The 19868-nt window shown below is 29.0% G+C and carries 23 protein-coding genes and 2 tRNA genes; 13 read left to right on the forward strand and 12 right to left on the reverse strand.

All coding sequences use genetic code 11. The annotated features are described in order from the left end of the window. Positions 1-20: 20 nt before the first annotated feature. Entirely contained in the window at positions 21-194 is a 174-nt protein-coding gene (locus ACTTBK_RS04740) for a hypothetical protein (protein WP_440618819.1), read from the reverse strand. Continuing rightward, entirely contained in the window at positions 191-793 is a 603-nt protein-coding gene (locus ACTTBK_RS04745; RefSeq protein ID WP_440618821.1) for a hypothetical protein, read from the reverse strand. The genes ACTTBK_RS04740 and ACTTBK_RS04745 overlap by 4 nt, the downstream gene beginning before the upstream one ends. A 541-nt stretch (positions 794-1334) precedes the next feature. Here ACTTBK_RS04745 and ACTTBK_RS04750 point away from each other — a divergent pair. Genes ACTTBK_RS04750 through ACTTBK_RS04775 form a run of 6 tightly spaced genes read left to right on the forward strand, consistent with a single transcriptional unit; the run spans position 1335 to position 5001 of the window. Beyond that, positions 1335-1589, forward strand: a complete 255-nt coding sequence (locus ACTTBK_RS04750) for a hypothetical protein (RefSeq protein WP_440618822.1) — start codon at positions 1335-1337, stop codon at positions 1587-1589. After that, a complete protein-coding gene (locus tag ACTTBK_RS04755; RefSeq protein ID WP_440618824.1) occupies positions 1589-1939 on the forward strand; it encodes a hypothetical protein in 351 nt (116 codons plus the stop codon). The genes ACTTBK_RS04750 and ACTTBK_RS04755 overlap by 1 nt, the downstream gene beginning before the upstream one ends. Before the next feature lie 4 nt (positions 1940-1943). Next, positions 1944-3728: an AAA family ATPase gene (locus tag ACTTBK_RS04760; RefSeq protein WP_440618826.1), complete on the forward strand. Its 1785-nt coding sequence runs from the start codon at positions 1944-1946 to the stop codon at positions 3726-3728. 29 nt (positions 3729-3757) lie between these two features. Further along, positions 3758-4285 (forward strand): terminase small subunit, encoded by a 528-nt coding sequence (locus ACTTBK_RS04765; protein ID WP_440618827.1) that lies wholly within the window; start codon positions 3758-3760, stop codon positions 4283-4285. Beyond that, the gene (locus ACTTBK_RS04770; RefSeq protein ID WP_440618829.1) at positions 4254-4511 is read left to right on the forward strand and encodes a hypothetical protein; all 258 of its coding nucleotides are present in this window, start codon (positions 4254-4256) and stop codon (positions 4509-4511) included. Before ACTTBK_RS04765 ends, ACTTBK_RS04770 begins: the two co-directional genes overlap by 32 nt. Next, complete coding sequence (locus ACTTBK_RS04775; protein WP_440618831.1) at positions 4501-5001, forward strand: hypothetical protein; 501 nt, start codon at positions 4501-4503, stop codon at positions 4999-5001. The genes ACTTBK_RS04770 and ACTTBK_RS04775 overlap by 11 nt, the downstream gene beginning before the upstream one ends. 196 nt (positions 5002-5197) lie before the next feature. Here the strand turns inward: ACTTBK_RS04775 and ACTTBK_RS04780 are convergent, their stop codons facing one another. Further along, positions 5198-5389, reverse strand: a complete 192-nt coding sequence (locus tag ACTTBK_RS04780) for a hypothetical protein (protein ID WP_440618832.1) — start codon at positions 5387-5389, stop codon at positions 5198-5200. A gap of 9 nt (positions 5390-5398) precedes the next feature. Further along, complete coding sequence (locus tag ACTTBK_RS04785; RefSeq protein WP_440618833.1) at positions 5399-6061, reverse strand: hypothetical protein; 663 nt, start codon at positions 6059-6061, stop codon at positions 5399-5401. Positions 6062-6109: 48 nt separating this feature from the next. On the opposite strand from ACTTBK_RS04785, the gene ACTTBK_RS04790 reads away from it, so the two are divergent. Further along, entirely contained in the window at positions 6110-6412 is a 303-nt protein-coding gene (locus tag ACTTBK_RS04790; protein WP_440618834.1) for a hypothetical protein, read from the forward strand. Positions 6413-6576: 164 nt separating this feature from the next. Here the strand turns inward: ACTTBK_RS04790 and ACTTBK_RS04795 are convergent. Further along, positions 6577-6653, reverse strand: a tRNA-Ile gene (locus tag ACTTBK_RS04795). A 74-nt stretch (positions 6654-6727) separates the two neighbouring features. Here ACTTBK_RS04795 and ACTTBK_RS04800 point away from each other — a divergent pair. Next, entirely contained in the window at positions 6728-7423 is a 696-nt protein-coding gene (locus ACTTBK_RS04800; protein ID WP_440618836.1) for a hypothetical protein, read from the forward strand. Positions 7424-7453: 30 nt separating this feature from the next. On the opposite strand, the gene ACTTBK_RS04805 is transcribed toward ACTTBK_RS04800, so the two are convergent. The 6 genes from ACTTBK_RS04805 to ACTTBK_RS04830 all read right to left on the reverse strand — a co-directional run bounded on the left by ACTTBK_RS04805 (position 7454) and on the right by ACTTBK_RS04830 (position 13567). Continuing rightward, entirely contained in the window at positions 7454-8212 is a 759-nt protein-coding gene (locus tag ACTTBK_RS04805) for an FkbM family methyltransferase (RefSeq protein WP_440618837.1), read from the reverse strand. 1 nt (position 8213) lies between these two features. After that, positions 8214-9131 (reverse strand): glycosyltransferase family A protein, encoded by a 918-nt coding sequence (locus ACTTBK_RS04810; RefSeq protein WP_440618839.1) that lies wholly within the window; start codon positions 9129-9131, stop codon positions 8214-8216. A 232-nt stretch (positions 9132-9363) separates the two neighbouring features. After that, a tRNA-Val gene (locus ACTTBK_RS04815) sits at positions 9364-9438 on the reverse strand. A 3-nt stretch (positions 9439-9441) separates the two neighbouring features. Then, a complete protein-coding gene (gene rpoD, locus ACTTBK_RS04820) occupies positions 9442-11265 on the reverse strand; it encodes an RNA polymerase sigma factor RpoD (protein WP_440618840.1) in 1824 nt (607 codons plus the stop codon). Positions 11266-11330: 65 nt separating this feature from the next. After that, positions 11331-13106, reverse strand: a complete 1776-nt coding sequence (gene dnaG, locus ACTTBK_RS04825) for a DNA primase (protein WP_440618841.1) — start codon at positions 13104-13106, stop codon at positions 11331-11333. Continuing rightward, the gene (locus tag ACTTBK_RS04830) at positions 13106-13567 is read right to left on the reverse strand and encodes a GatB/YqeY domain-containing protein (RefSeq protein WP_440618843.1); all 462 of its coding nucleotides are present in this window, start codon (positions 13565-13567) and stop codon (positions 13106-13108) included. The genes dnaG and ACTTBK_RS04830 overlap by 1 nt, the downstream gene beginning before the upstream one ends. A gap of 127 nt (positions 13568-13694) precedes the next feature. Between ACTTBK_RS04830 and carA the strand changes: the two genes are divergently transcribed. The 5 genes from carA to ACTTBK_RS04855 all read left to right on the forward strand — a co-directional run bounded on the left by carA (position 13695) and on the right by ACTTBK_RS04855 (position 19180). Beyond that, on the forward strand, positions 13695-14891 hold the full coding sequence (gene carA / locus ACTTBK_RS04835; RefSeq protein WP_440618844.1) for a glutamine-hydrolyzing carbamoyl-phosphate synthase small subunit: 1197 nt from the start codon (positions 13695-13697) through the stop codon (positions 14889-14891). Beyond that, a complete protein-coding gene (gene carB / locus ACTTBK_RS04840; RefSeq protein WP_440618845.1) occupies positions 14869-18087 on the forward strand; it encodes a carbamoyl-phosphate synthase large subunit in 3219 nt (1072 codons plus the stop codon). Before carA ends, carB begins: the two co-directional genes overlap by 23 nt. 87 nt (positions 18088-18174) lie before the next feature. After that, complete coding sequence (locus ACTTBK_RS04845) at positions 18175-18561, forward strand: hypothetical protein (protein ID WP_440618847.1); 387 nt, start codon at positions 18175-18177, stop codon at positions 18559-18561. A 4-nt stretch (positions 18562-18565) separates the two neighbouring features. Beyond that, a complete protein-coding gene (locus ACTTBK_RS04850; protein WP_440618849.1) occupies positions 18566-18778 on the forward strand; it encodes a hypothetical protein in 213 nt (70 codons plus the stop codon). 99 nt (positions 18779-18877) lie between these two features. Further along, entirely contained in the window at positions 18878-19180 is a 303-nt protein-coding gene (locus ACTTBK_RS04855; protein ID WP_440618851.1) for an STAS domain-containing protein, read from the forward strand. A gap of 32 nt (positions 19181-19212) precedes the next feature. On the opposite strand, the gene ACTTBK_RS04860 is transcribed toward ACTTBK_RS04855, so the two are convergent. Beyond that, positions 19213-19860 carry a prepilin-type N-terminal cleavage/methylation domain-containing protein gene (locus tag ACTTBK_RS04860; protein WP_440618853.1) on the reverse strand — a complete coding sequence of 216 codons (648 nt, stop codon included), beginning with the start codon at positions 19858-19860 and terminating at the stop codon, positions 19213-19215. Positions 19861-19868: the final 8 nt, after the last annotated feature.

Below are 19868 nucleotides of genomic sequence, written 5' to 3' on the forward strand. Positions count from 1 at the left end.
GATGATTAGGGCTTCGAGCATTAATGCAAAACCCGATCCAAAACTTTAATATTCACTTTCTGCATTCCTTCTTCAAAGTCATAATAAATCTCAACTTCGTCATCAGGATCAATGGTTTTTAAAACTAGTTGGATGTACTTATCTATTGTTGCTTCAGGCGTGCTTTCTTTGAAATATTTTTGGAAGTTTTTCATTTAAAGACCTTAGCATTTTTCATCAATAAATAATGATTTTTATAAAATTGATTTTCTAAAGGATTTTCCATCATAAAAATTTTTATTTTGGGATTGTTGTACCTTAACCAGATATTTTTTTCATCGATAGTTGATACTCTCAAACCAACATCTTTACTGTTTAATTTGTCGTTTTCCTCTTTTGTTACAACAGCTGCCACAGCAAATTTATCATAAAGCTCTCTTATATTTTCTTTAGTTGGATCTTTAAGTGACCACATTTTTTCAATTAACAATCTTTGTGGAAATGTATGCTCGTGTCGTAAATACTTTCCTAAAATTCCTACTGATGATGATTTTTGTTTCAAGAATAAATTGTAAGCCTTAACACTCCAGAATGGGCACCCTTTAAACTTACCGTATGCTTCACTATATTTCCATATAGATCGACCTAATAATTCTCTAGTTATTAAATCATTAACTTTTTTTCCTTCATCTTTGTAAAATTTCAAAGTTTTTAGTCGGTGAGCAAGTATGTTAACTGCAATATCAATTGTTGAATTGATCCAATCATTTGGATCTGAACCTGGCCTACCTAACTCAAATGGTTTTGTATCCATACACCAAAGATTACCAAATCCTGAACTTTGAGTCTAATTCAATTGGTTCGGTCGCATAGGTATTTCTCTACGTATTTGAGACTTTGAGATTTAATATAATTATTATTAGTCTCATAGTCTCGTATGTATAGACGGACACTCTCAAGACTCCAAAAGGGTATTACAAGTCACCCCTATTTCATAGTTCCAAGGTGCGTCGTAATCTCATAAATGATTCAAAAACCACGAACCAGAGTCTTTTTTTAATTAAAATATTTAGAAGCGATTAGTGAATAGTGCTTGATCCTATATATGAAAATATGCATAAGGTTAATTATACAAGTTTCATAAATCTTCAAAATTTATGCGAGGTCAGAAAAGACACTCCACACAAATAACATCAAATTTTTTCTAGAGAAAAGATTTTTACTAATGACATTGAAATAAAACCTATTCAGGTTTATAGACGATTCATCATTAGTAATAACATCTTTTAACGAATGGGCTCTTGTTAGTTCTCTAGAATTAATTTGAGCCCATATTTAGTTAAAGGAGTTATTTAATGACCTCTAAAATAAGAGCTCTAAACGAAGAGCTATTTCAGGACTTTCAACAAAATAAGAAAGTTACTACTCAAAACATCTTAACCAAACTTACAAAACTACGTAGAGAGTTAAGAAAATCTATAAACGAAAATAAATGCAGTTGGTGCGAATGCGATATCGATAAATTTAGAGATAAAAAAAGCAGGCACGAATATTTAATTTCAGGTCTTTGTCAGGATTGCCAAGACGCAACATTTAAGGAGGCAAACTGATGAATAATATCGAACGTAAAGGAAAAGAAATCTCAAAGGATAAGCTTATGAAATTAGCTGATCTTGAAAAGATTGAATTTGATGTGCAGCAAGATCTGCTCGAAACGTTAAAAGAAATGTACGAGAAAGAAAAGACGAAAGGTCAAACATTCTCTGATTGGTTAAAGAATAAACCAATTGATGAGCTCAAACGAATAGAGCTCAATAATGGTGGATCTGTTGGTGAACGTTACGAAGATCTAATTGATTCTTATAAAAAAGGTATCGATGTAATGCCTGGTGAAGATCTTACCAACTACATAGAGCGAATACGTAAAGCTCAATTAATCGAAAAGTTAAAGGAGGAATAAGACAATGATTACTAATGATAACGTACAAAAATTTAAAAGTTATGGTCTCGTTCTTACACCTGTAAATAAAACTGACGATCAATGGGATAAATCCCCTGTTACTAAAAATGGTTCTTGGTCATATGATTGGACCGATCAGGAGTTGCTTGATGCAAATAGACTCGGTGCTTTTCATAAAGAATCAGGAATTTATGACGTTGATTTTGATGATAAATCATACAACGCTCATAAGTTTATAGATCTATTGCCACGAACATTGACCATTGGAAAAAAAGTTAATGGTAAAGTTATTGCAACACATAAACTTTATAAACTTCCTGAAAACGTAAAGTTTAAAGAATATCATTATCCAAAAGCAGCAAAGAAAGGTGAAACAGTTATTGAAACACTTGCAGGCACACAAACAATTATTGCAGGTGTAGACAGGGTTATAATTGATAACGTCGAACCAACGGTTCTCGATCCTGCAGCTCTTGATACTGATTTAAGAATGATTGCAGCTTTTTCAGAATTGTTAAAACATACAATAAACCTTGATCAGAGAAATCATTTTTATTTTAGGCTCGGTGGTGCATTGGCTAGTCAAACAGATATTCCAATGCCTACAAGATTAAAATACGTGGAGAAGTTATGTGATCTAACAAATGATAATGAGGTCAAAAATAGACTCTCTTGTATTGAAAGGCAGCAGAATAATTATGAGAGTGGAAAAGATTGTTACTCCATAAAAGAGTTAGCAGAATTTCTTGATACTAACCTCAAAGGTTTTGATGAAATAAAAAAAACCAACATTGAAGAAAAAAAAACAGCAGCAGGTATAAAGTTTTACAACGGACATCAGTTTGTTGTTAAAGATTTTCCTGAACCTGAATACTTGTTAAATCCAATAGTAGCTAAAGGACAAATACGTCAAGTTTTTGCAAAAGCAGGTACAGGTAAAACTCTTTATTGCTTACACGAAGCAGCAGCAGTTGCTAGTGGAGTGGACTTTTTAAAGTATAAACACAACGGACATAAAACACCTGTCCTTTACGTAGAGGGTGAAATGGACTCTGCAAGTATTAAGAAAAGAATATTTGATATCCAGGACGCATACGAAATGGCTGGTGAAGAGTTGAATATGAATTTTATGTTCTTTGCTACGTTAGCAATTCAAGATCATATGCATTTTGAATCATTAACCAAAGAAGTTGGAAGACTCAACGTTGAGATAGCTGCAAAAGAAATAGAAAAACTTACAAAAATTAAACCTGTCATCTATTTAGACAACATTACAGCATTAACCCTGATGCAAGAAAAAGAGGGTGCTGATTGGGTTGAGCTTATGCATTGGTTATCTCGTTTGCGAAATAAAGGTTACCACGTTACGTTTTTACACCACCCAACAAAAGAGGGTGCAACAGCTTCTGGAAGTAACATTAAAGAACGTTCAATCGATATTGATATGAAACTTACCACCCCTGATGAAAAAGAAAGTGTTGAGGATTACGAAGATAATCATACTCAAATGACTATTTCTTTTTTGAAGTGGCGAGAACATATGAACACCACCCACTCAAAAGAACGTACAGCAATAATTAATCGAACCACAGGTTCTTGGTTGTTGTTTCCTAAACTTTCTAAAACTCAACGTAAAATATGGAATCAATTAAAAGCAGGAAAATTACCTGCACAAATAATTGATAACAAGAAAGAGGGAATGAGTAAGGCCAACGTTTATAAAACAATAAAGATATTAGTTCAGGAGGGACTTTATGACGAAGAAAACAAACAAAGTGGTAATTATTAATGGAGTTAATTGATAAACCATTAACGGATTTGCAAAAGAAGTTTGCTCGTTATTACGTAGAAGCTAAATATGGCAATCAAAGTTTATCAAACACTGAATGCGCTATCAAAGCAGGTTATTCTGCAGATAGTGCATATCAGAGAGCATATGAATTATTAAATCCCAGAATATCCCCACACGTTGTTAGTTATATTGGCAAACTGCAAGAGGACTTTCGATTAAAAAATAATATTGATCCTGATAAGCATATGGCACGATTGCATTATTTAGGTCAGCTTGCAGAGCAAAATAAAATGGTTGGCGTTGCTTTACGTGCAGAGGAATTAAGAGGCAAAGTTGCAGGTTACTACATAGACCGACAGATCATTAAAAATAAAAATGGTCCTGATTATGATTCAATGTCCTCGGAGGAATTAGAGGACGCAATGAATAAGATGTTATTAGATTACGAACATATTTTAACACCTAAAGGAAAAGATTTGGTTGAGAGGAAACAAAAACACAATGAAGAGCAAAGGAAAAAAAATGGAAAAACTAACGGAAGCAATGAGCGATAAAGAAATGAAATCTGCATTAAAAGATTTAGGATTTGCTGTTAAAAAATTAGCCAAAAACTATGATCGATTAATGGATGCGCAACAATTAATTATGCGTCTAGAATCAGATGTTTATCACGAGAAATGGAAAGTCAGATATTTAACTAGACGTTTAAAAGCAATAAACCCAATGGAAGCAGTTACCGAAGAAGAGCTGCAGGAAATGATTAAAGGCAATGAAAATTAAAAATAATATCTATAGTGGATCAAAAGTAAATATAAGATCTGAACGTGAAATATCAGAAGCAGAAATCAATAAAGATCCAAATATTTTAAGACGTATCAAATATTATACCGAAACTTATGACAACGTTAAGCTAGGAAAGGATTTTGATAAAGCAATAGCTGCAGAAGATAAAAACCTTGCAGCTCTTGGTCAAATAAAACCAAATATCTTACAAAGGGGTAAGATGATTGATGGAGTTAAGAAACGTTTAGCCAATAGTAGAGCTTATGGTTATGATCCTAAAAAGGAAAAACCGTTTAAGAAAAAAACCAAGATTATATTACCCGTAATTCCTACCCCTACTCTTGATCTAGAAATATTAAAACCTTTTCCCAAAGATCCACGTTTAGAAGCATTAGGAAAAAAAATATTTGAAGATAAACGTCGAAGTGATGAAGAAAAAAATAAAGGATTAGCAGGAATTCTAGGAGTCGATATCAAAAAAATTTGAAAAAAATATTTTCAAAATGTGAATTATAAACGTTTAGATCAAACACTATAAGCCAAACTATAAGTACCTAATTTTGAAATTGTATGGGTCCCCTTTTTAAACTAAAGGTATTTTTAGAAGCTCAATGGTACCTCTATTAAGGTCTAAATACATTTGTTATCAATCTTTTTAATGAGTCAAAAATTCCCATATTTATTTAGTTATTTAATAATTTAATTGATTTAATTCCACTTTTTTTGAAAGTTCTTAATTCATTGCATATGTTATCAAATGCCACAATATATTTTTTATCTATCGATTTAATTTTGATTTCTCTAACCGATAAATATCCAGAAAGATTTAAATAAGTTATTTCATACACGCATTTTTTATCTAAATATATAATCATAAAATAGTGCTAATAAAATTCACAAAACTGTTCTGCATACTCCCAGTCAGGAGCTATACCTACCTTTTTGCCAGTTAAATCAAATATTGTTAAATGACTTGGCTCTGCCCACCCACCAGAAAAATAATATTCCTTAACAGTTGCAAAAAATAATGGATTTTTTCCAATCATTTCACAGTGTTCAGCAAACTTTTCAATACTAAAAGCTTTCTTTATTGATTTCTTTTCTTTTGTGTTAGGGCTTATTTTCCATAGTTCTTGATAAGTAGCTTCTTGTGTAATTACATACTCTTCATTTTCTATTTCATATTTTGCAATTACATCTCCATATTTTTCTGCTTTATAAGATTGATAATTTGCTCTAGTAAAATTAAGTTCTGCACCTTCTAAAAAATAACATCTCCAACCAAAATTTAATGCTTTTATTTTATTCCCTCTGGACATCCATATTTGAGGATATTCATTTTTATAGAAATATTTTGTACCATCTCTTCCATAATTAACATCTCCATCTTTTAAAACTTTGTCTACTTTCCATCCTTCTTTGACATAACGATATAAATCGTTCTCATTTGAGCAATCGACCCAAGCTTTATCCTCACCAATTAGTAAGCTGATTGTTATTATAAAAATGAATAAAATAGAAATTGGATACAAAAACCAATGTTTCATTAGTTAATAATAAACTTAAATATTGTCTTTATTATGTTAATGTTTGGGATGGAAAATGAGGATGATCTAATCAAAATAAGAAAAAACGATTTATTATTCAAGTTAATTGATACTATGACATTCACAATTGAAGAAGAATTTAAAGATATTGATAGAAAAGATATTGAGACTTTTTCTGATATTTATTCATTAATAAAAAATTCAATTAAGACCGAGATTAATTTTAATTTTCCAGAACTTAAAGATAAAAATCCAGTTTCAGCTGATGCTCTTTTTCAAATGTTAATGAAGAATCTTTACGAATTTGAATTTACAAAAAAAGAAATGTCAGAAATTTCAAAAAAGAAATAACTCTATTTCTTCAAATACAACTAATACATATCTAAAAAAGATTGGACTCAATTTGGGCTACACTAATTTTATTTTTGTTACACAAATGCTTGTTTTTTGATAGAGTCTTTTTTGAGTGTTGAAGATAGGAATGTTGAAATTGTTATTGAAAATACTTAACGTTTTGGTGGGCCCGCCAGGACTCGAACCTGGGACCAATACATTATGAGTGTACTGCTCTAACCAACTGAGCTACAGGCCCTTAGTTAAATTATTTTTTATAATACTTCTTATAAATATCAAATTAATTATAATCTATATAAACATTAAATAAATATGATAATATTTGCTTCTTTTCCTAGATCTGGTCATCATTTTGTAATTAATACATTAAGTAGAGTCTATAAAAATATTTCTTATTGTGAAAAATATAAATGCGAAGATCAATTAGGAAACAAAATAGACTGTGCTGGAAAAGATCTTCATTTATCTCAAAGGCAAATTTGTAAAGCTGGTAAAAGAATTCAAAAAACACACGATTTTTTATTAAATGAGCCAATAATTAAAAAAGAAGGAGTAAAATATTTCTCATTAATAAGACATCCTGTTCCAGCAATTATTTCAAGATGGAAACTCAATGAAGTGAGCTTGATTAAGAGAAATCCTAATATTGATAAAAAAATAATCTGGGAAGAATTTTTTAAAAAACAAATTAAATATTACGATGGCTTTATAAAAAAATATATTATAGATGCTTCACATATTTTAAAAAAAGACAACAATATACTGAAATTTGCAAATTATGAAGATATTACCTCGGACCATGAAACATTGATGGCAACTTTAAATTACTTTATGGATGAAAATTCCATCGACCTAATACCTGAAATTAAATTTAAAACATTCATTAAACTAAACACGAATGTAAGAAATTTTGAGTTTTACAATTATGATTTTTTTAAAAAGATAATTAAAATGTATGATTTCTCATCACTAAAAAAATTTGATAACTCAAATTTAATTAAGTTTTGATATTAAAAAATACTTAATTTTATATATTTATTATAATTTATTTAATCCTTTAATGTTAATTTTAGACTCAATCGGTAAAATATATGCATCTAATCCTTTTTGATATATTTCATATTTATTTTCTTTAAAGAAAGTTATTAATTCATCTTTTTTAGTTTTTCTTAGCTCAACATATAAATAAGGCCTATATTTCAAAATTAACTCTTTAGATCCTTTTAAAGCAAAGTGCTCCATACCCTCTATATCCATTTTAATAAAATCAACTTCTTCATCAAAACTATCTAAAGAAATAGTTTTAACTTCCTCATAGGCTCCATCTTTATTTAACAAATTATTATCTGAGTTTTTATATGGTTTAATTAATTCTAAAGCGCCAAAATTATTAATTTTTGAGTAACTAGGTAGCTCAATTTTTATTGTCTCTCCATTTTTATTACTAACAGCATTATGATAAAGTTTAATATTCTTTAAATTATTAATTTTAATGGTTTCTTTAAGCATGTTGTGAACTGTATATTGTGCTTCGAATGATCTTATAAATATTTTATTATTAAATATTTTTGATAATGCTAAAGTATGACTTCCGATATTAGCACCAACATCATAAAAAATTATTTTTTTTTTATTTTTACATTTATATTCAATAAATTTAGATATAACTTTTATATCTTCTATCCCCCAATATTTATTTTCACTAAATGATTTGCCAATAAATCTATCATTAATATTAATAACAATCTTTCCATAAACTGTATTAATAATTTTTATGTATTTATTTTCTAATTTCATTTTATAGTTTTAGTATTTCATTTTTATTAATTATAAATTGAAAGGCTGCCTCTGGCTTATAATTACTTATATTTGGCTTTGAATTAATTAAGTATGGTAAAATATATAATTCATAACCCATTTCTTTTAATCCTAAATTAAAACTCACATGTTCGCTTTTTTGATAATGAACATTTTTTTTTGTGCCATCTTTAAATTTGATTGGAAAATATTGTTCGCCAACATACTTTTTTTTATTTTTTAATATATCTTTTATTTTATATATTCCAAAACCACCAAAGGCTGAATGCACTTTATGAGGTTCATCATCTTGATGAAAAAAAATTTTAGTTTTATCTAAAAAATTAGTTTTTAAATCTTTTAAAATCTCAAAAGTAATTGGTTCATCAGAATTTAATTTCATCAAAGTATATTTTAATGATTCTGACCAAAAATCATTTTTACAATATAGATCATCTAAAAGAGCCCAAACATCATAATATTGATTAGGTTGATTGGCAAATACAGCTGCAATCTTTTCTGATGAGTAAAGAAAGTTAATCGCTTTAATTAGGTTTTGATGTTCAATTTGAAAGAGTGCTCTATCATCTAGATCCAAAAGGATTAATAAATCAAAATTATTAAATTTTTCACTTTTTTTAATTTCATCAATAATTAAATTTCTTGCATAGGATAGTCTAATGGTTCTTTGTTTTATCTTATCAAATTCATCTTTAAATAAAATAATATTATCTTCATTTTTAATTTGATCTAAGATATCTTTTGTTTTGTCAGTTGAACCATTTTCAATAATTATTTTTGATGTTTTTTTAAAAATTTTCCCATAATGGCTAATATTTTCTAAAACCTTAGGCAAATATTTTTCACAATTTTTTGCACAACCAGCAAAAAGAACATCTAAATCTTTTATTTTATCCATTAAGATTTTGAAATATTTTTTTATATATAATTTTTTAAAATATATTCCAAAATTAAGACTTAAGTAATATTAAGTTTGAGTTTTTAGAAAAAATTTATGAATATTGAGTTAACTTATGAGTATTTTGATAAGTAATAAGAAAATAAAGTATAGCAAGCAATGTTATTAAAAATTCTATGGATAGCTGGATTTATTATAAATGGGTTTTTAAATTGATACATCATTATAAGAATGGTGGGCCGTGTTGGTTACGCTCCAACTACCCCTGCAATGTCAATGCAGTACTCTACTATTGAGCTAACGGCCCAATCTAACTTTCTAAGAAACTTTTTAGTTGTTTAGATCTGCTTGGATGTTTTAATTTTCTAAGGGCTTTGGCCTCTATCTGTCTAATTCTCTCTCTTGTTACAGAAAACTGCAACCCTACTTCTTCTAAAGTATGGTCTGTATTCATTCCTACACCAAATCTCATCCTTAAAACCCTCTCTTCTCTTGGTGTTAAAGTTGATAGAATTTTTGTTGTTGCTTCCCCAAGATTTGATTTTATTGCTTGTTCTAGTGGGGCCAGTGCTTTTGTATCTTCAATGAAATCTCCTAAACTACTATCTTCTTCATCGCCTACTGGTTTCTCTAGAGAAACAGGTTCTTTTGAAATTTTTAAAACTTTTCTTACTTTATCTAAAGGCATTCTTAATTTTTGAGCTAATTCCTCAGGTGTAGCCTCTCTTCCAAACTCACTTAGAATTAATCTTTGGGTTCTTACTATTTTATTAATGGTTTCAATCATGTGAACAGGGATACGAATTGTTCTTGCTTGATCTGCAATTGATCTTGTAATTGCTTGTCTAATCCACCAAGTTGCATATGTAGAAAATTTATAACCTCTTCTATACTCAAACTTATCGACTGCTTTCATTAGCCCAATGTTACCCTCTTGAATTAAATCTAGAAATTGCAATCCTCTGTTTGTATATTTTTTAGCTATTGAAATTACTAATCTAAGATTAGCTTCAACCATTTCCTTTTTGGCTATTCTTGATTCTTTTTCACCTTTTTGAATTCTACTTACTAATTTTTTAAAATCAGTAACAGAAATTTCAAGTTTATGACTAATTTCAATAAGTCTTTCTCTGATATTTTTAAATTCTTCTTTATTTTTTGCAAAGAATTGTTTCCAGACTAAATTTGTATCTAAGAATTTTTTAAGATTTGGATTTATTTCATTGCCAACATAAAATTTTATAAATTCATTTCTTGGTATTTTTTGATCCATTGCAAGTCTTAAAAGATTTCCCTCTAAAGAAATAATTTTTTTATTTTCAACATAATGTTTTTGAACAAGTTCCTCTAAAACAGATGGAGAAAGCTGAAGAGATTTAATATTTTCTAAAATATCATTTACAATTTTTTCATAACCTTTTTCCTTTGCGGGTGTAAAATTTTGAGAATTTAAGACACAATCTAACTTTTCTTTTTGATACTTAATTAGTTTTGAATATTCTTTAGTTAATGTACTTACTGTTTTTAATACTTTAGGTTTAATTTCTGTCTCCATTGCAGCAAGAGTAGGATTGAAATCATCATCTTCATCTGAGGAACCATCTTCTTTATCTGTCTCACCAGCATTTTTTTGTTTAGCACTTGGTCCAGTTGACTCATCTTCCATATAGTTTGTATCGATATCTATTATTTCCCTAACTAAGATTTCATCTTTTTGAAGTTTTTCATTCCACTCAAAAAATTGTTGTGCTGTTATAGGGCTTTGTGATAATGCAATTAACATTACATCCTTTCCGGCCTCTATTCTTTTTGCAATTGCAATTTCTCCCTCTCTTGAAAGTAACTCAACACCACCCATTTCACGCAAATACATTCTGATAGGATCATCACTTTTCTCTATTGTTTTGCCTTCTTCTTTATTTGAATTTTCTTTTTTTCTTAAAACTTTAAAGTCTGATTTCTTTTCAACTAGTGAAATATTTTCATCTAATATGTGAATAAATGCTTGAGCAAGATTTTCGTCTGATAAATTTCTTTTACCTAACGATTTGCTAAGTTCTTCATAAGTTATAAAACCTCTATGGGTTCCACGACCCATTAATCTAGCAAATGATTTTGTTATAATTCTTTCCACAGCGATAAAATTGAAAGTCTTATATAATGTCAATTCTGTAAAAATCCATTACAAATTTGTCCAGATTAATTGAGATTCTGCTTTTTTTTGAGCTCTTTTAGCTCATTAAATGTGCTCTCGCTCATATCAACTGAGAACTTTGATTCTAACTCTTGAATTCTAAATTCAAGATCATAATTCATTAAATCTCGCGAAATATCTTCAAGCAATTCAATGATTTTCTGCTCATCTTCAGAACTATTTTTTAAAATATATTTTATTGGAGCAAATTTATTTATTTTTTCAATTAGCTGACTATCCAAATTTAAGTCCTGAACAGCTATTTGATTTTCAGATTTTAAAATTTCAATTATTTGTTTAAAGATTTTTTTATTAACTTCAGTAAATAATTTAATATTTTCAATTAAATGAATATTTGATTGCATTAAATTTAAATTATTAATTACCAAATAAATTAAAGAAAATTCTTTAAGCTCAACTCCAGATAAAGATTGGCTTTCGTTATAATACTTCTTTGTGGCATCTAAAGATTTGGTTGGTTTCTTATAATTTTTTTTATTTTTTTGATTAGAATGAGGAGTTAATTCTGCGATTTTCTCTAAAAAATATTCTAATACATATTTTTTTATGTAATCGTCCTTAATAGTATTTGCTACATCTCTTAATCTTTTTTCAAAAATAGCCATCGAAGAAGGGTTGTTTTCAGTTTGTTTTTTATAGTGACTAAAAATAAATTGATGAATTGATAACTTAGATTGTTTGGTAAATTCTATGAAATTAGCTTTTCCATTTTTATTCACATAACTATCGGGGTCTTCTTTATTTGGTAAAAATAAGAATGAAATTTGTTTTTCTGGTTTTAATTCTTTAATTGAGTTTTCTGCAGCTCTTAATGCTGCTTTATAACCACTTTCATCACCATCAAAGCATATAATTATATCATCAAAAAATTGATTAAGAATTTGAATTTGTTTATCAGTTAGTGAGGTACCAAGATTTGCAACAGCATTATCAATTCCATTTTTACTTAACCCAATAACATCCATATAACCTTCAACCAAATAAATATGATCTAATTTATTTGATAATTTTCTAGCTAAATCTAGATTGTATAAGTTTGATCCTTTTTTAAAAAATAAAGTTTCAGGTGAGTTAATATATTTTGCAAGATAATCTAGGTTTTCTATTATTCTTCCACCTAAACCAATTGGTTGACCAGTTATATTATTAATTGGAAAAATTAATCTTCCTCTAAATCTTTCGACATAAATTTTCTTTTTTTCATCTAAATAAAACAATCCAGTTTCAACTAATGTTTGTTCAGTATATTTATTTTTAAATTGCTCGAATATACTTGGATTTTTTTCCACATATCCAATTTTAAATTTTTTTACGTTTTCTTTACTTAAAGATCGATTTTTTAAATATTCTCTAGCATTTGAATGTTGTTCATTTTTAATTAATTCATTGTGATAAAAATCAACATATTCATTAAAGATTGATTTATATTCATCCCACTTTTTTTCTCTTTCTTCATCTTTTTTTGAAAACAAATAAGGTTGCATGCCAGCTAGTTGCGCCAAATGCTTAACAGCTTCTCCGAACTTTAAATTTTGAGTTTTCATTATAAAATCAAAAATATTTCCATGTTCTGAGGTAGCAAAACAATGATAAAATTCTTTTTCATCATTAACTGTAAATGAAGGTGTTTTTTCGTTTTTAAATGGAGATAAACCTACAAATTCTTTACCTCTTTTTTTTAATGAAACTGTTTTTGAAACAACGGTAGATACTTTCAACCGTGTCTTAATTTCATCTAAATACTCTTTGGGATACTTCATTAACTATTCAATAATTCCTTAATTATTGATCCAGCTTTAGAAAAATCAATTTCATCAGAATAAGATTTCTTTAACTCACCCATTATTTTGCCCATATCTTTAATAGAACTAGCACCCAACTTGCCTATTAATTCAGCACATAATTTTTTGGTATCTTCTTCGCTCATCTGTTTGGGTAAAAAACCTGTTAAAATATTATATTCATTCTGTTCAACTTCTAATAAATCTGTTCTGTTGTTTTTTTTATAAATCTCAATAGATTCGGCACGTTGTTTGACCATTTTTTTAAGAAGTCTTTTTATATCCTCATCATCTGTATCTTTTTTGTTGGGGCCAGAACGGTTCTCAATATCTAAATCTTTTATAGAAGATAAAATTAACCTGTAGGTTGATATTTTATTTTTATCTTTCGATTTTAAAGCATTTTTATAATCGTTTTCGATAGTGTTCTTTAATGACATAATTTTTTTAATCTACTTCAAAGAAAAAATTCTTCAAAAGAAAAATTGTTTTTTTACAATTTTATAATACATCTCTGTTGCGATAATAAAGCAATTATTGTATTAACCTTTAACTCATGAGTTGTAATTGATCAAAAATTCAAAAAAAATAAACTCAAAAAATAATCATAAAATTAATACAGGCGTTTTAGTTCTTGAAAATAAGAAGGTATTTAACGGAATTGGTATTGGCTACGAAGGAGAGGCAACTGGAGAAGTATGTTTCAACACTTCTTTAACTGGTTACCAGGAAATAATCTCAGATCCATCCTATGCGGGTCAAATTATCAATTTTACATTTCCCCATATTGGAAATGTAGGTACTAACAAAGAAGATATAGAGTCTGACAAGATATGGACTAAGGGAGTGATTTTTAATTCAGAAATAACTGATCCATCAAACTATAGAGCTTTTTTACATCTGGATGCATGGCTTAAGAAGAATAAAATTGTTGGTTTAACTGGTCTCGATACTAGAAGTCTAACTAATTTTATCCGAGATAAAGGAGCACCAAGAGGAACAATTGCTTTCTCAAAAAAACAAAAAATCAATTTAAGCAAATTAACAAATACTACTTTAAAATGGAGTGGATTAAAAAATCTAGATCTCGCTAAAGAAGTATCAACTCCAAAAAATTATATTTGGAAGGGTTTTAAAACTTGGAAAAAGAAAGATGGATTTGTAAAAAATAAAAAAAATCAATTTCATGTTGTTGCAATAGATTATGGAGTCAAAAAAAATATTTTAAGATATTTTTCTGATTTTAATTGCAAAGTGACGGTTGTGCATTGTAAAACATCTGCTGAAAAAATTTTAAGTCTTAAACCAAATGGAATATTTTTATCAAACGGTCCTGGCGATCCTGCTGCAACTGGAAAGTATGCGATAAATATAATTAAAAAACTTATTAAAAAAAACATTCCAATATTTGGCATTTGTTTGGGTCACCAGATTCTCGCTTTAGCACTTGGTGGTAAAACAAAAAAAATGAAGTTAGGTCATAGAGGTGCAAATCATCCTGTAAAAAATTTAATTCATGACAATGTAGAGATCACTAGTCAAAACCATGGCTTTGAAGTTGTAAAAGAAACTTTACCGAAAAATATTGAAGTCACTCATAAATCATTATTTGATAACAGTATTGAGGGTATTAAGTTAAAAAATAAACCCATATTTTCAGTTCAATATCACCCCGAGTCTAACCCTGGACCACAAGATAGTGTCTATTTATTTAAAGAATTTATTAACAATATGAAAAAAAATGCCAAAACGAAAAGATCTTAAAAAAATATTAGTAGTAGGTGCTGGTCCAATTATTATTGGTCAAGCATGTGAGTTTGATTATTCAGGAACACAAGCTTGTAAAGCTTTAAAAGATGAAGGTTATAAAGTTGTTTTAATTAATTCTAATCCTGCAACAATCATGACTGATCCTGATGTTGCAGATAAAACTTATATAGAGCCAATCACCTTAGAGGTTCTAGAGAAAATCCTTATAAAAGAAAAACCAGATGCAATTCTTCCAACAATGGGAGGTCAGACTGCTCTTAATCTTGCAATGGAAGCAGAAAAAAAGGGGATATTAAAAAAATATAAAATAGAGCTTATTGGTGCAAATTCTAAAGCAATTTCTAATGCTGAAGATCGAAAGAAATTTAGAAAAAATATGATTGATATTGGTTTAGACTTACCAAAATCTGAAATTGTTAATAATATAAATCAAGCTTCTAAAGTTTTAAATAAAATTGGTTTGCCTGCAATCATAAGACCTGCATTTACACTAGGTGGTCTAGGTGGTGGAATAGCAAAAAATAAAAAAGAATATCTTAAAATTATAAAAAACGGTTTACACGAGTCACCAGTTAGCCAGGTTCTTGTAGAGGAATGTCTAGAAGGTTGGAAAGAATTTGAGATGGAAGTTGTAAGAGACAAAAAAGATAACTGTATAATTATCTGTTCAATAGAAAATATTGATCCGATGGGAATTCACACAGGAGATTCTGTAACTGTTGCTCCAGCTTTAACTCTTACTGATAAAGAATATCAAGTTATGAGAAACGCCTCTATTGCATGTTTAAGAAAAATTGGAGTTGAGACAGGTGGGTCTAATGTTCAATTTGCGATCAATCCAAAAAATGGACGAATGGTTGTTATTGAAATGAATCCAAGAGTATCTAGATCATCAGCACTTGCATCTAAAGCAACTGGGTTTCCAATTGCAAAAGTAGCAGCAAAGCTAGCAGTTGGTTATACTTTAGATGAACTTAAAAATGAGATTACAAAAGTAACCCCCGCATCTTTTGAACCAAGTATTGATTACGTAGTAACTAAAATACCAAGGTTTACTTTTGAAAAATTTTCTACCTCACCAGCAACTTTAGGTACTTCAATGAAATCTGTTGGAGAGGCAATGGCTATTGGAAGAAATTTCAAAGAATCTGTTCAAAAAGCTTTGGTATCACTAGAAACTGGTTTTTCTGGTTTTGACAAAATATTTAATCTAAATAAAAAACAAATAGAAAAAAAACTGAAAGAGCATATTCCAAACAAAATGCTTCTTGTTGCCGAGGCTTTTAGAAAAAAAATCAATTTAAAAAGAATTTACAGTTTATCTAAAATTGATCCTTGGTTCTTAGGACAAATCAAAGAGATTGTTGATAACGAGTTAGCTATTAAAAGAAAAGGCCTTCCTAAAGATTATAATGAATTTAATAGAATTAAATCCATTGGTTTTTCAGACAAAAAATTAGCAGAGCTTACTAATTCATCAGAAGATATAATAAGAAGAAAACGAACGGCTCTAAAAGTGCTACCTGTATATAAAAAAGTTGATACCTGTGCTGCTGAATTTAAATCATTTACGCCTTACATGTATTCAACTTATCAAAGAAATTTTTCAATAAATTCTGAGTGTGAAGCAGATCCATCAAATAGAAAGAAAATAATAATTCTAGGTGGTGGCCCTAATAGAATAGGACAAGGCATTGAGTTTGATTATTGCTGTTGTCAGGCAAGTTTTTCATTAAAAGATGCAGGTTTTGAAACCATCATGGTTAATTGTAACCCTGAAACTGTATCTACTGATTATGATACGAGTGATCGGTTATATTTTGAACCTTTGAAAGAAGAGTATGTATTTAACATTATTAAAAAAGAGCAAGAAAAAGGAAATCTAATGGGAGTTATTGCTCAGTTTGGAGGACAAACTCCAATTAAGCTTGCTAAATTTTTAAATGATAACAAACTTCCAATTTTAGGAACACAATATAACTCAATAGATTTAGCAGAAGATAGAGATCAATTTAGAAATTTATTAATTAAATTAAATTTAAAACAAGCTGATAGTGGAATTGCAAAAACATTCAAAGAAGCAATCAAAATATCTGAAAAAATTGGCTTACCATTAGTAGTTAGACCTTCATATGTTCTAGGTGGAAGAGCAATGGAAATTGTTCATGAAAAAAGTCAGTTAAAAAACTTTGTTGAAGAAGCATTTAAAGCTGCAGAAGAAAATCCAATTCTAATAGATAAATTTCTAGATCATGCAATGGAAGTTGATGTGGATGCTATTTCTGATGGAAAAGATGTTTATGTAGCAGGTATCATGCAACATATAGAGGAAGCAGGAATTCATTCTGGGGACTCAGCATGTAGTTTACCTCCAGTATCTATTAAACCATATCTTATAAAAGAAATTGAAAACCAAACAAAGAAACTGGCTCTAGCTTTAAAAGTAAAAGGTTTTATGAATATTCAATATGCAATCAAGAAAGATGAAATTTATATTATTGAAGTAAATCCTCGTGCTAGTCGAACTGTACCTTTTGTATCAAAAGCAAAAGGAATTCCACTTGCAAAGATTGCATCAAGAATAATGGCTGGAGAAAAGCTTTCTAAATTTAATCTTAAAGATAAATCAAAAGGAATGTATGCGGTAAAAGAAGCTGTATTCCCTTTTAACAAATTTCCTAATAGTGATTTACTTTTAGGCCCTGAAATGAAGTCTACAGGTGAAGTAATGGGATTTGACAAAGATTTTGGAATGGCTTTTGCTAAAAGTCAGATTGCTGCAGCTAATTCACTTCCAAAAGAAGGTCTTGCATTCATATCTTTAAAAGACTCTCATAAAGATGAAGGTATTGATTTAGCAAAACAGCTAATAAAGCTTAACTTCAAATTATGTGCAACAAAAGGTACTGCTGAATATATACAAAAACATGGAATGAAATGTAAAATTATTAACAAAGTGAGCAGTGGTAGTCCTCACATTGTAGATGTATTAGATTCAAATAAAATTGCACTTGTTATTAATACAGGTGGTGGAAACAGTGAACACAGATTAAATGATGCTATTGCACTTCGAAGAGCAACGCTTAAAAATAAAGTTCCTTATTGTACAAATATGTCCACTGCTCTTGCATGTTTAGAAGCAATTAAATCTTTAAAAACTAAAAAACTAGAAGTTCAAGCTTTACAATAAATATCTATAGAAAAATTATATATTAAGCTTAGATAATAATATAAATTTTATTTTAAAAAAAACCCAATTTGGGTAAAAGATCATTTCATGCATTTACAAAATTACAAAATAATCGAAGATTTAGTAGCTTCAATATATACAAAAGATATATCCGACTTTGGTGACAGATCTTATTATCCTCAAATATTAAAATTAGTAAGTAGAATTAATTTAAAAAATTTCACAAATGAAAATCTAATTTGTGAAGATATGGTGTTTTGTTCTACTTCAAATGGAGCAAGTATTAATTTAATTTCAAGAAGTCTTGGACTTCCAAGAGAAACTGTTAGAAGAAAAGTTTCAGAATTAATTAAACTTAATTGGTTGGTTAAAGATAATTCAAAAATTTATGTTTCTCAAGAATGGAGAAAAAAAAATTTAGAAAACAATGAGATCATTTTGAAAGAATTAATTGAGCTTTCTAGAAAAATTTAAGACTATGAACAACATTCAACATATAATTTTAAAAAATAAAAAAATAAATGATGTAGTGGTACCTAAGGCTTATTTAGAGAACAATGAATATAACGCTAAATTAAGCTATGAAGAAATGATGAACAAGATTAATGGGAAAGAGAAGAAGAAGAAGAAACTAATCTATTTTGTATCCACTGTTTCTGCAATCGCATTAATTGCTGCTAGCTATTCTTAGCCTTAATTATTTAAATTAAATTCAATATTTACTATCAGCAACAAGATTTAAGTTTAATGATTTTGTTGACTACGTGTTTACTCTGATTATATTGAAATCATGAGTTATCCAGAAAAAACTGAAAATGATGTGCTGATAATAACAGTCAGTGGTGAAATAGATCTAGAAAATTCTGGAAATTTAAGACAACAAGTACACGGAGCTTTAGATGACAATAAAGCTGTATCAGTTGATATGAGTGCAGTAAATTATATTGATAGTTCAGGAATTGCAGTACTTATTGAAAGTAAACAAAGAGCTGGGGAAGGAAGTAAAGAATTTAAAATAGTTAAACCTAGCGAAGCTGTAGTTTCAGTTTTAAAACTTGCAAAACTAACAAGTTTTTTTGACATCGAGAATTAATATTAAATATTTTAAATTTAAACTCGCTTCTATTAATCGTAATCTGCGTCAGTATCAATAGCGTCTGCACCTGTATGCCATGCACCATGATCTGATAAATTCCAGCCACAATCTGCTTGACCATCTGCAGCACTACTACCAAAATATTTACCGCCAATTGATTTATGTGAATAATCCCCTGTATCTCTATGTATGATCACTCTAAATCTAGCTTTTGCCATCGGACAACCACCACCTGAGCCATATCCTCCCGTAGATTTATAACAGAACATTTGAATTTGACCTCGTTTATGATTACCCCAAGCTTCATTATCAATTGTAATACTTGTTTTATTGGGTTTCCATGGATTCTTAAATTTAGAATTATCAGTTCCACCACCTAAGAAATAATTTTTCATTGAAATTAAGAATTGTTTACAAGTGGTGTCAGAATTAACCATGTCACCTGTTAAATTACCACCATCATCATATTCAGGAGTTGCACTTCCAAGGTCATTTTGAATAATAATAGTTTCTGTGTCCATATATTTTGTAATTGTCGTATAGTTTTGCTCTAATACTTTTAATCTAGTTGAATCTACATAACTTTGATAGCCAACAACACCTACACCTGCTAATACACCAATAATTGCGACCACAACTAAAAGTTCAACCAGTGAGAAACCTTCTTGGATTTTCATTTTAAAAC

Source organism: Candidatus Pelagibacter sp. HIMB1493 (assembly GCF_052047995.1).
Classification (GTDB): Bacteria; Pseudomonadota; Alphaproteobacteria; order Pelagibacterales; family Pelagibacteraceae; genus Pelagibacter.